10 protein-coding genes and 1 pseudogene are annotated in these 11,869 nt (G+C 41.5%); 2 read left to right on the forward strand and 9 right to left on the reverse strand.

Going from position 1 to position 11,869, the window contains the following annotated elements; genetic code table 11:
* Positions 1–72: 72 nt before the first annotated feature.
* The 9 genes from BUA88_RS14200 to BUA88_RS14240 all read right to left on the reverse strand — a co-directional run bounded on the left by BUA88_RS14200 (position 73) and on the right by BUA88_RS14240 (position 10,730).
* Positions 73–2,310 (reverse strand): family 43 glycosylhydrolase, encoded by a 2,238-nt coding sequence (locus BUA88_RS14200; RefSeq protein ID WP_083572545.1) that lies wholly within the window; start codon positions 2,308–2,310, stop codon positions 73–75.
* Between the two features lie 145 nt (positions 2,311–2,455).
* Entirely contained in the window at positions 2,456–3,190 is a 735-nt protein-coding gene (gene truA / locus BUA88_RS14205) for a tRNA pseudouridine(38-40) synthase TruA (RefSeq protein ID WP_072919149.1), read from the reverse strand.
* A gap of 1 nt (position 3,191) precedes the next feature.
* Complete coding sequence (locus BUA88_RS14210) at positions 3,192–3,992, reverse strand: energy-coupling factor transporter transmembrane component T family protein (RefSeq protein WP_072919150.1); 801 nt, start codon at positions 3,990–3,992, stop codon at positions 3,192–3,194.
* Positions 3,977–5,746, reverse strand: a complete 1,770-nt coding sequence (locus BUA88_RS14215; RefSeq protein ID WP_072919151.1) for an energy-coupling factor transporter ATPase — start codon at positions 5,744–5,746, stop codon at positions 3,977–3,979. Before BUA88_RS14215 ends, BUA88_RS14210 begins: the two co-directional genes overlap by 16 nt.
* A 9-nt stretch (positions 5,747–5,755) precedes the next feature.
* Positions 5,756–6,253 (reverse strand): tRNA (uridine(34)/cytosine(34)/5-carboxymethylaminomethyluridine(34)-2'-O)-methyltransferase TrmL, encoded by a 498-nt coding sequence (trmL, locus tag BUA88_RS14220; protein ID WP_015550828.1) that lies wholly within the window; start codon positions 6,251–6,253, stop codon positions 5,756–5,758.
* Between the two features lie 51 nt (positions 6,254–6,304).
* On the reverse strand, positions 6,305–7,471 hold the full coding sequence (locus tag BUA88_RS14225; protein WP_072919152.1) for a pyridoxal phosphate-dependent aminotransferase: 1,167 nt from the start codon (positions 7,469–7,471) through the stop codon (positions 6,305–6,307).
* Positions 7,468–7,950, reverse strand: a complete 483-nt coding sequence (locus BUA88_RS14230) for an Lrp/AsnC family transcriptional regulator (RefSeq protein ID WP_072919154.1) — start codon at positions 7,948–7,950, stop codon at positions 7,468–7,470. The genes BUA88_RS14225 and BUA88_RS14230 overlap by 4 nt, the downstream gene beginning before the upstream one ends.
* Positions 7,951–8,079: 129 nt before the next feature.
* Positions 8,080–9,072 carry an AIR synthase family protein gene (locus tag BUA88_RS14235; RefSeq protein ID WP_072919156.1) on the reverse strand — a complete coding sequence of 331 codons (993 nt, stop codon included), beginning with the start codon at positions 9,070–9,072 and terminating at the stop codon, positions 8,080–8,082.
* A gap of 20 nt (positions 9,073–9,092) precedes the next feature.
* Positions 9,093–10,730, reverse strand: coding sequence for a VanW family protein (locus BUA88_RS14240; RefSeq protein ID WP_072919158.1), 1,638 nt, complete (start codon positions 10,728–10,730; stop codon positions 9,093–9,095).
* A gap of 191 nt (positions 10,731–10,921) precedes the next feature.
* Here BUA88_RS14240 and BUA88_RS14245 point away from each other — a divergent pair, with 191 nt between their 5' ends.
* Both BUA88_RS14245 and BUA88_RS14250 read left to right on the forward strand, forming a co-directional pair.
* Positions 10,922–11,515 (forward strand): hypothetical protein, encoded by a 594-nt coding sequence (locus tag BUA88_RS14245; protein ID WP_072919160.1) that lies wholly within the window; start codon positions 10,922–10,924, stop codon positions 11,513–11,515.
* 70 nt (positions 11,516–11,585) lie between these two features.
* Positions 11,586–11,869 (forward strand): annotated as a pseudogene (locus BUA88_RS14250) (hypothetical protein); the annotation flags it as partial.

The raw sequence follows: 11,869 nt of genomic DNA on the forward strand, positions 1-11,869 counted from the left end.
TTTGGAGTAGAAAAAATCATAAAAAACCTCTGGTTGTATTATAACAGCCAGAGGTCATATTATAAACCAAAATTATTCAATTTCAATAGTGATATTGTTAGAAACTGAGCCAGCTCCATTAAAGCCAAACTCTACACTTCCACCATTTCCAATAGATGCGTTCCATTCTACTGGTGTAATAACATAATAATCGCCAGATTCCTTAAGATTTACATTCCAGATGGCATCAATCTTCACCTGACTCTTTTTAATCTTTGCAGTCCATCCGTTTACCTGCTGGCCTGTAGAATTAGAAATTTTTACAGATGCTGTGTAACCTGAGCCCCAGCTGTTTACTGTAGCAGTTGCCTCGAGCCCCTTTCCGCTAACAGTAGGTGAAGGTGTTGGTGTAGGCTGTGGTGCTGGAGTAGGCTGTGGTGTAGGTTGAGCTGCACCCGGCGCCTGACAAGGCTCAAATATCCACTCCTGATTTGGATTACCATAGTATAGCCACTGGCATACATTAGTACCATCAGTCTTTTTATGTTCATAAACATCTATATATTTAGTAGCTGAGGAAACCTTTGTGCCGATGGTATAAACACCAGATTTTTTTGTATTCTTAACTACAAATTTTTGAGCATCTCCTGAATATCCATGGTAAATACCGATATTTGCACCATCCACATTTTCTGCATTGGCCACATCGAGCATGAAGTTTCCAAGGCCAGAAGTCAATGTGATATATCCATCATATGTGTTTTCAACATACCACTTCTGTCCATCCGCACCTGTTCCCCTAAAGATGCATACGTTTGTACCAGCCTCTGCCTTGTCTCCCTCAACAGCCAAATATCTCTGTGAATTTGTATTCTTCAAATAATACCAGCCATTATCAATATGAGCTGTACTGTTATTGTTTACGTTCTGACCGCTTGGTTGAGGCTGAGGTGTTGGGGTTGGTGTTGGCTTATCTTCTACTGGGAAGAACTGCCAGTAATTAAAGTTCATCAGCGATCCACCATTACCCTTAAATGCGAAATACAAATCATGGCGTCCGCTCACTCCATTTACATCGCAATATTCTGTAACATATTTCTGCCAGTTGCCTGTGTTTGGAACCTTTATTGTGCCGATTGTTCTTCCAGTTAATGTATCCAGGTGAAGCTCAATAGTTCCACCTCCAGAAGGTGATGCAACTCTTGCTGCGAAAGCCTTTGCACCGCTACCAAAATCAACATTCTTAACCTTGATCCAATCATTATTCTCGATGAAGGCTACATTCTGTGTGCCCTCTCCGCAAGCCTCTGTCTTGACTCCGCTTGAGAAACAAATTGTCTCAGCCTCTGTCTTAAGATATGGGTTAAGTGTAGCTATAGGATTTGGGCCTGTTGTAGACATCTTGATTATAGGGAAGCTTCCATCAGGATTGTATTTAAATTCCTCAACTGCTACTGAACGGGCAAATCCGCTACCACCTGGCAATGCTCCATTATGATAGAAGAAATATGAGTGTCCCTTAAAATCAACTACACCGCAGTGATTTGTAAAGCTTCTGCCCTCTGTAGGCATGATGACACCTCGATAGGTCCAAGGGCCTGTAGGTGTTGGGCTTGTAGAATATGCGATGTGCTCTGGAATACCATTACCGGAGAACAGCATGTAATAAAGATTACCTCTCTTATAGAACCATGGACCCTCCTCGTATGCGCTGGAACGTCCAGGATAAGGGCCAAAGCTTTGAGTAGTAGTGTTCACCTTGTTGATTCCACCTGAATATGAAATCATGTTTCGATTAAGTTTTACATAGCATAAATTTGGATTTCCAAAATAGAGATATGCCTGTCCGTCTGAATCCACATAAACAGTAGGGTCGATAAAACCGTAACCCTGACATAGAGGATGTCCTAGTGCATCCTTGAATGGACCTGTTGGGCTATCAGATACAGCCACACCGATTGAATTGCCGCCCTGCTTTGCGATGACAGGAACATAGTAATAGAATTTGCCGCCTCGCTCTACCACCTGACCTGCCCAGGCATCAGATTTTGCCCAGCTAAATGTGTTGAGCGAGCATACTACACCATGGTCTGTCCAGTTAACCATGTCCTTTGTAGAGTAACAGTGCCAATCTCTCATGTCATAATAATCGGCGCCATCCTCATCGTGACCTGTGTACACATACACAGTATCCCCATAGACCATAGGTGCTGGATCCGTGGAATAGATTGTTTGTACGATTGGATTGTCAGCCTTTGCTACAGTCGGATTCATACCAACTAAAACAAGAGCTGCCGCAAGCAACCCAATCATCCCCCTTCTTTTTTTCATTATTACTCCCTTTCTCTCCCCTTATTTTTATTCATAACTCCCTATATGGCGATTATACCATATCTATATAATTTTGTAGCACAATATCGAAATTTCCACCAACACGTAAAAAAGCTTCCGAACATGGAAGCTTACATTACATTTATTATTCGTATTCAATTCCAATCATGGTAAGGCCGTGTGCTGGAGCTGTTGGGCCAGCCAGCTCGCGGTTGCGACCACGGAATATTTCAAGCATATACATTGGTTCCATCTCTCCTGCACCAACCTTAATAAGAGTACCTGCAATGATGCGAACCATGTTGTAAAGGAAGCCATCTCCTGTGAGACGAATGTGAATTACGTCATCTTCCTTATAAACCTTTGCTGTATAAATAGTGCGGACACGGGATTTTACCTGCGCTTTTACAGATGAGAAGGATGTGAAATCATGCTGACCGATTAAATAAGCGGCTGCTTCATTCATCTTATCTACATCTAAGTCGTAATAGTAATGGAAGGTGTCCTTGCGCTTGGTTGGGTCTGGCATCTTGCGGTTTAAAATCTTGTACTCGTAAGTCTTGCGGCAGGCGGCATATCTAGGATGAAAATCATCCTCCACCTGACAAGAATATTGAACCACAATATCGTCTGGAAGACGCTGATTAAGTGCAAAGCTGATTTTGTCAGCTGGCATACGGCTAGTGGTATCAAACACCGCCACATTTCCAAGGGAATGCACACCAGCATCTGTTCTACTAGCTCCCATAATAGAGATAGGCTCCTGCAAAAGATCTGTAAGAGCCTCGTTTAATTTCTGTTCTATTGTCACTCCGTTTGGCTGAATCTGCCAGCCGCTATAGTTTGACCCGTCATAGGCCACAACAATCATTACTCGCATATTATAAAATTACCTTTGCTGAATAAAAAACTATTAAATAAATGGCTATACAAATGTAAGCACGCTGATCTAACGATGAGTACTTTAATGGGCGCATCTTAGTCCTGCCCTCTCCACCATTATAGCATCTTGCTTCCATTGCAAAAGACAAGTCATTTGCTCTTCTGAAGGCAGAAACAAAAAGTGGTACAAGAAGTGGAACCATGTTTTTTGCCTTTTTAATAAGGCCACCTGACTCAAAATCTGCACCTCTAGCCATTTGAGCCTTCATTATTTTGTCTGTTTCCTCAATCAAAATAGGAATAAAACGAAGAGCGATAGACATCATCATGGATATCTCATGTACAGGTACTCCTGCCCTTTTCATAAATCCAAGGGATTTTTCCAAACCATCTGTAAGCTGATTTGGTGTAGTTGTAAGTGTCATAAGTGATGTACCAATAATAAGTAAAACCATTCTACTTGTCATCAGTACTGCATTCTTAAGACCAACATCTGAAATTGTAAAAATCCAAAATGATGCCAAAGTCTTTCCAGGTGTAAGAAATAAATTGAAAAGACCTGCAATTATAAGCAAAATAATGATAGAGCGAAGGCCTTTTACCATAAATGAAAATGGTACATGACTCATTTTGATAATACCGATGAGTGTTATTAGCACTGCACCAAAAAGTATCACATTATTAGCTGAAAACAGCGTGATTATAAAAATCAGCGTACCAAAAAGCTTCACACGTGGATCTAGGGAGTGAAGCACTGATTCTGCTGGATAATATTGTCCTAAGGTTATTTCACGTAGCATAAAATTTCTTCCTTTGCCTCTTCAACAGTAGTAGCGTCAGTTCTAACGTCAAACCCTGCTGCCTTTAAATCGTTCATAACATATGTAACCTGAGGTGCTGCAAGACCCATGACCTCGAGCTCCTTGTAATGAGCGAAAACCTCCTTTGGAGTGCCATCAAATGCTGGCTTACCAGCATCCATAACGATAATACGGTCTACGTAGTTGGCTACATCCTCCATTGAATGGGAAACCAAAATAACTGTATCACCGCGCTTCTTGTGCATATCTGCAATCATTCCAAGAATGTCATCGCGGCCTTTAGGATCAAGACCTGCTGTAGGCTCATCTAAGATGATAACGTTTGGCTTCATAGCGATAACACCTGCGATAGCTGCACGGCGCTTCTGTCCACCTGAAAGCTCAAATGGAGAAGCAAGATAAAACTCCTCAGGAAGACCTACTAAGCCAAGAGCCTCATAAGCTCGCTTAATCTGCTCCTTCTCATCAAGTCCCTGATTCTTAGGACCAAACTGAACATCCTTGAATACTGTAGTCTCGAAAAGCTGATGCTCAGGGTACTGGAATACCATTCCAACCTGAGTACGAAGATCCTTGATATCGTAATCCTTATCGTAAATATCCTGTCCACGGTAATAGATGTGTCCTTCAGTAGCCTTGATAAGACCATTTAAATGCTGAACAAGAGTAGACTTTCCACTACCTGTATGGCCGATAATTCCGATGAACTCGCCCTCCTTAATAGAAAGACTCACATCATCAAGTGCTGTAACCTCATAGGCTGTCCCTGGGCTGTATTTATATGAAACGTGATCTAAAATCAATTCGTTTGTGGCTGATTTAATGGCAGTAGCTGGTCCCTTTGCAGCCTGAGACGCTACCGCTTTAACCGCTGCCCCAGTATTTCTTATCTGAAGAAGACTTTCAACAAGCTCTTCTCTTGTAAGAATACACTCTGGGAGTGGAAGCCCTGATTTTCTAAGCTCATGTGCCAAAAGTGTGACCTGTGGCACGTCAAGACTGTGAGCCTTTAAAAGCTCCACATCCTTGAAAATCTCACGAGGTGTGCCCTCCATGAAAACCTTACCCTTTTCCATTACAAAGACATAATCCGAATCAACTACCTCTTCCATATAATGAGTGATAAGAATTACTGTAATTCCTTTTTCTTTGTTAAGGGTATGAACTGCCTGAAGTACATCCTTACGACCATCAGGGTCAAGCATAGCTGTAGGCTCATCCAAAATTATACACTTTGGCTCCATAGCCATAACACCTGCAATAGCAACACGCTGCTTCTGTCCACCTGAAAGCTTGTTAGGCGAATGACTCTTATATTTGTACATTCCTACCATCTTAAGAGATTTTTCAACTCTCTTTAAAATTTCATCAGTTGGAACTCCAATGTTCTCAGGACCAAAAGCCACGTCCTCATCAACTACAGATGCAATTATCTGATTGTCTGGATTTTGGAATACCATTCCTGCAGTCTGACGAACTGCAAATGTGAACTCATCATCCGAAGTATTCATTCCATCTACAAAAAGAGTACCCTCGGAAGGTGTAAGAAGTGCGTTGATGTGCTTAGCGAAGGTAGATTTTCCAGAACCATTATGTCCTAAAATAGAAATAAACTGTCCTGGCTCAACATTAAGATTAACATGATCAAGAGCAACCTGGATAGATTCCACGTTGCCCTCTTCATCACGTCTAATATATTCATGAACTAAATTCTTTGATTTGATAATCGACATTGGTACCCACTATTCCTTCCAGTTGAGTCTATGTAAATTACCCTCAGTCTCCAAACCGAGGAAGTCGTTCTGTCTCAGTGCCTCATATAAAATGATGGCAACTGAATTTGATAAATTAAGTGAACGTATATCATGTCCCATAGGGATACGAACACAATTCTCCTCATTGTCTACAAGGATTTCCTCAGGAATTCCTGCACTTTCCTTGCCGAACATTATGTAGCAGTCTGGCTCGTAATTAACCTCGGTATGAGTACGCTTGGCCTTCGTAGTGGCCATGTAAATCTTAGCATCTGGGTTCTTAGCCTTGAAGTCATCCCAGTCATCATAACGGAAAACCTCAAGCTTGTCCCAGTAATCCATGCCGGCACGTTTGACTGTTTTATCAGTAAGAACGAAACCTAATGGCTCGATTAAATGTAACCTAGTGCCTGTGGCGCAGCATGTTCGCCCGATGTTTCCAGTGTTCGCTGGAATTTCAGGCTCATGTAATATTATATTTAACATAACACCTCATCAGTCACCTTCGGTGACAGCTTCTCCTCAAGGAGAAGCCTTTTACTTTCTTAATTCCTTTATAAATTCTTCAATTCTATCCATAGCCTTCTTTAACGCCTCGAGGGAGTATGCGTAGGAAATACGCACATTGCCTTCACCTGATTCTCCGAAGGCTGTGCCTGGTACTACTGCAACCTCTTTTTCCTTAAGAAGACGTGTACAGAATTCCTCTGAAGACATACCAAACTCTGCAATAGATGGGAATATGTAGAATGCACCGTAAGGCTCAAAGCATTTGATTCCCATTTTCTTGAAGCGATTAACGAGATAACGACGACGGTCGTTGTACTCCTCACGCATATTTGCAACATCCTCATCACAATCACGAATAGCTGTAACTGCAGCATACTGGCTAGTAGTAGGCGCGCACATTATAGCAAACTGATGGATTTTTGTCATCTGTTGAACTATTTCTGCTGGTGCACAAACATATCCCAAACGCCATCCTGTCATGGCATGGCTCTTTGAAAAACCATTGATATAGATAGTGCGCTCCTTCATTCCCGGGAAGGATGCGATAGAAACATGCCCCTCGCCAGTATAAGTAAGCTCACCATATATCTCATCTGTAAGAACAAATAAATCGTATTTTTTTACAAGCTCTACGATTGGCTCTAAATCAGCCTTTTCCATAACAGCTCCTGTTGGGTTGTTAGGGAATGGCATGATAAGAATCTTAGTCTTATCGGTGATGGCAGCCTCCAGCTCCTCTGGCTTAAGACGGAATTCATTTTCCTCCTTAAGATTAATAGCTACTGGTACGCCCCCTGCAAGAATAGTACAAGGCTCGTAAGAAACGTAGCTTGGCTGAGGAATAAGAACCTCATCACCTGGATCAAGCATGGCACGGAGTGCCACATCGATACCCTCTGAACCACCTACTGTCATAAGCATTTCTGTAAGTGGATTGTAGTGTAATCCATAGTGACGCTCTAAGAAATCAGCAATCTCAATACGAAGTTCCTTCAAACCTGAGTTTGAGGTGTAGAAGGTACGACCTCTCTCAAGAGAATATATAGCCTCATCTCTGACTTTCCATGGAGTATCGAAATCAGGCTCACCAACACCAAGTGAAATTGCATCTGGCATTTCTGCCACAATATCGAAAAACTTTCTAATGCCCGAAGGCTTGATAGATGTAATAGTTTTATTCAGAGGGTTTCTCATAAGCTCACCTTCTCCCTCTCATCAACATGCTTTTCTGCCATGATAATACCGTGATCCTTGTATTTCTTTAATACAAAGTTGGTCTGTGTAGAAAGCACTGAGTCAAGCGGAGAAAGCTTTGCAGAAACAAAATCTGCTACCTCTCTAAGTGTATGTCCCTCAATAGAAACCATGAAATCATAGCTTCCTGAAATAAGATAAACAGCATCAACCTCTGGATAGTTATAGATGCGCTCAGCAACCTTGTCAAAACCCATGCCTCTCTGTGGAGTAACACGAACCTCGATAAGAGCTGAAACCTTTTCTACGCTAGCCTTTTCCCAGTTAATAAGTGTAGGATAGCCACAGATTACATGCTCGTTCTCCATAGCCTCAAGCTCGTTCATAACTGTAGCCTGGTCACAGCCAAGCATCATAGCCAAATCGCTCAAATCTATTTTGCTGTTATGCTCAATATAAGTTAAAATCTTCTCTCTCATTTTAATCACCCCTTATCCGCCAGTTACGCTCTCAAGCCTTGGATATTGCTCTACTCGACTAACACGTCTCGCTGAGCAACACCAAGAGCTTGATAGCTACTGGCTCATCTAATATTTATGGTTATCAAATTAATTATTCGCATTTACGCTGTATAACGCATCGGTACGTGGTGGCTCAAGGAAGCGCACCTCATCGCCGCTTAGAATACGGCGATCATTTGAAGAGTTGGACTTCCCGATAATGGCGGATGCTACCCCCGCGTCCGCTAATTTTCTAACCAATCCATTTCCATCATTAGTTGCAATAAGCATTGCTCCTGATGAAATGAGCTCGTAAGGATTAATTCCAAAGAACTCACATACTTCTATAGTCTCCTGTTTTACAGGAATAGCTTTCAAATCAATATCAAGACCTACACCTGAGGCCTCTCCCATTTCCCAAAGGGCTCCAAAAATACCACCCTCAGTGACATCATGCATGGCAGCCACGCCGTGTTCCACAGCTATTCTGCTTTCTGGAAGAACGCTAAGATACTGGTCAAATCCCTTTGCCGTATCAATAAGAGACTGTGGTAAACGTGTAAGAAGCTCTTCTTCATGATCCTTTGCAATGATAGATGTGCCTTCAAGACCAATCCATTTCGTAAGTACGATATCCATACCAGGCTTTGCACCGCCTGTAGAAACCATCTGACCTTTCTTTACTTTGCCAACGGCTGTAACAGATATCAGTGGCTGATTGACAGCCTCTGTAACCTCTGTATGGCCGCCAATAACCTGAACATTGTAACGCTTACATGCTGCGTCAACCTGTTCCATTATATGCTTAAGCTTTACCTCTCTCATGCGTGGTGTAAGAAGAACTGTAAGCAGGATTCCAATAGGCTCCGCACCAGCTGATGCCAAATCGTTAACAGAAATTGTCACTGCCAGCTCTCCTATATCAGAAGCTGTGCCAGTGATTGGATCTGTAGATAAAACCATTTCCTCATCTGGCCCAAGCTGGACTGTAGAGCAGTCTTCACCGATGGAAGGACCATTTCCTACCTCTGGTCTCTTTACATGTAATTGTTTAATAACAGAGCGTTTTAAAACACTCTCTGGTAACTTTCCAATTTCCATAAGTAAGTCCTAAATTTGTGTTAGTTTGCAGGTACTGCAGCTGGATCTGTAGTAGCATCTGGTGCTGCATTTGTAGTATCGGCCGCTGGTGCTGCTTCGTTAGCTGGAGCGGCATTTGTAACCTGATACTTTGGTGTAATAATAAATGGTGTAGAATTTGCAACGCCTGGGGCGTAAGTCGCTATGGCGTTTGCAATTACATTAACGTCCTGTGTAGCTATAGCCTGAAGCATTGCATATGAAAGGTTTGGATCTTCTGATGCAATACCTACGGTAACTGTTCGGTTAGATGGATTATATTTACTGTTGTTATAAACATCACGACTAACCTCAGTACCGTTCTCATAAACTATTTTCCAAAGGCGGGCTGTGTAACCTGTGTGACCGCCCACTGTAGTAGTCATCTTACCAAGTGGCACGTTTGGGTCACCTACCCATGTAGTGTTCTGAACATTTACGCCTGTGATTTCTGTCTCATAGGCAACTGAATGACCTGGGTCATCCTCTTCCTTGCCATAGATGTTGAAATAAGCGTTGTTTCCATCACAATAACCTTCTATATATATAGGATAGCTTTTATTATTCTTAATCTGGAAATCTTTTCCACCTGATTCAGAAATTGCTGCATCCTGTGATGGCTTAACATATGTAACAATCATTGAATGTGAGCTTCTTGTAACAACACCAAGCTCAGCCTCACGTACTGCTCCATAAAGAGTAGTAGAAACCTGGCAAATACCGCCACCGTATGTCTCTACTGTAGTGCCGTTCTCGTATGAGCCCGCAAGCATATATCCATTTTCTGCTGTGAAAGGTGTGATGCAGTTAAGTACTGAGAACTCATCTCCTGGATAAAGAATTGTTCCATTGATAAAACCAACACCATTAGCTACGTTATTCTTTCTGGCTTTTGAAGAAGAACTATAATCAGTAGTGAATGAACCAAGTAAATCCTTAATCTCAGCAAGTTCTTCCTTGCTTCCCCTTGGCTCTTTAACCTCAGTAACCAGCTCTACTGTAGTATCGTTTCCATCCCAGTCATTCTCTATGAAATTCTCCAATAAAGCTGCTGACTCAGGAATCTGAACTACTACACCAGCCTTTCCTTCATGGAAAACAAACTGGCCGTTTTCGCGAGTAAGGTAGTCATCACTGGCCTCATCATTTACCTGAGATGATGCTCCATTTAAATAGAACTCTATACCTTTTTCGTCTGCTCCTAAAGATAAAGGAAAATCCTTACCTCTGCCATCCTCCAAATCCTTGCTGGCTTTGAATCTCTCGGCAAAATTTCCTGTTGAACCGTAAGAAGCTGCCTTTTCAACTACCTCTGGATTCTTTGCGCCTATACAAAGATCCTTTCCTGTGGCTGTGAAAGTCTGTCCGTTAGCTGAAAGTGTAAAGACTTTGCTGTCATAATCTGCGAAGTAACTATTAACTACATCCTCTGCCTCTGTAACAGTCTTACCAGATACATCTGTTCCACCTATACTGATTCCATTTGGAATAATTCTGTTGTCTGTGACTACCTCTTCTTCAATAGATTCTGCCTCTTCATTGGCGAGCTCCTCGTCGGACACCTCATCAGCGTATGCTGTAACAGGTGATACCGCAATTATTGAAGATACCAATAACAATGATAGTAACTTTTTTTTCATAACAATAATGCCTCGTAATTGACTTTAATTTTTATAAAAATTAGAATTAAATTATAAATGCAGCTGCAATTGTGGTGATGAGCATGCTAAGCACTACAACCACTAACACTACGCTGGCTATTATCTGATGTTTTTTACTACGTTTCATAAAATGTACCTCGTTAACTTCTATATGCAAAGGAGTGACCACTATGGGCTTTCCTCTTTTACCTTTTATCCTGTTATTTTTAGTTCTTTTATCTATCCGTCTGCACAAGTTAAATGCAAAACGTGAGCAGGAGGAAGCTGAATTCTGGGAAAAAGAACGTCAGGCAAATATAACCCCTGCAAAAGATATATCTAATCTAAGATATATTACCATTCCAATAGAGAAATTTCCATTAAATTTTAGTGATGACGAGGAAGTTATCCAGATAGAAAACGAATTGAAAGAGTTATCTACTCATAAGCTTTTAAACCTTACGAGAGTTACAAATACCGACCTGAAGCTTACCTATGGAGTTCCAAATTTTGAGACAATGAGTAAAATTGGTGATGATTACGACAGAGTCACCGTACTTCTCAACAAATATGCAGAAGCTCTTATGGAAGCAGGAAGAACAGATGACGTTATCACAGTCCTTGAATTTGCTGTAGGTACAGGCACAGATATCAGCGAATCCTACACCATGCTTGCAAATTGCTATAAGCAGAAGTCACTTGATACAAAGCTTGATATACTTAAGAATCAGGTCGAACAAAGTTCTTTATACTTCAAGGATTCAATATTAGAAAAGATTTCCTAAAAAAAAAGACCAGCCCTTCAGAAATGATATGTACCCTCTTTACTGGACAACCAGTAAGGAGGGTATTTTTATGCACTATAGTTATATTTTCAAAAGAAATGCGGTAGATTTGTATCACCAAGGTCTTTGGCCTGATACGCCAGATGGTATTAGTACTGAAAACTTTCGTAATACGATACGAGGCTGGGTTAGAATTGAAGAGTCATGCGGTCCTTATGCTCTTTGTCACAAAGAGCATAACAAAGAATGGTCGCCTGAGGAACGTTATGCTTTAGTTGCGCGTGTTTTGGCTGGTGAGTCTCTCAAAAGTGTTGCTTATTCGGTAGGTGTTACTTATAGTCAACTTAACCAATG

Source organism: Pseudobutyrivibrio xylanivorans DSM 14809, from assembly GCF_900141825.1.
Classification (GTDB): domain Bacteria; phylum Bacillota; class Clostridia; order Lachnospirales; family Lachnospiraceae; genus Pseudobutyrivibrio; species Pseudobutyrivibrio xylanivorans.

Coding starts and splice junctions, on each gene's coding strand:
- BUA88_RS14240 (WP_072919158.1), bottom strand. CDS start 10,730: ATGAAAAAAAAGTTACTATCATTGTTATTGGTATCTTCAATAATTGCG.
- BUA88_RS14200 (WP_083572545.1), bottom strand. CDS start 2,310: ATGAAAAAAAGAAGGGGGATGATTGGGTTGCTTGCGGCAGCTCTTGTT.
- BUA88_RS14245 (WP_072919160.1), top strand. CDS start 10,922: ATGGGCTTTCCTCTTTTACCTTTTATCCTGTTATTTTTAGTTCTTTTA.
- BUA88_RS14210 (WP_072919150.1), bottom strand. CDS start 3,992: ATGCTACGTGAAATAACCTTAGGACAATATTATCCAGCAGAATCAGTG.
- BUA88_RS14225 (WP_072919152.1), bottom strand. CDS start 7,471: ATGAGAAACCCTCTGAATAAAACTATTACATCTATCAAGCCTTCGGGC.
- BUA88_RS14235 (WP_072919156.1), bottom strand. CDS start 9,072: ATGGAAATTGGAAAGTTACCAGAGAGTGTTTTAAAACGCTCTGTTATT.
- truA (WP_072919149.1), bottom strand. CDS start 3,190: ATGCGAGTAATGATTGTTGTGGCCTATGACGGGTCAAACTATAGCGGC.
- BUA88_RS14230 (WP_072919154.1), bottom strand. CDS start 7,950: ATGAGAGAGAAGATTTTAACTTATATTGAGCATAACAGCAAAATAGAT.
- trmL (WP_015550828.1), bottom strand. CDS start 6,253: ATGTTAAATATAATATTACATGAGCCTGAAATTCCAGCGAACACTGGA.
- BUA88_RS14215 (WP_072919151.1), bottom strand. CDS start 5,746: ATGTCGATTATCAAATCAAAGAATTTAGTTCATGAATATATTAGACGT.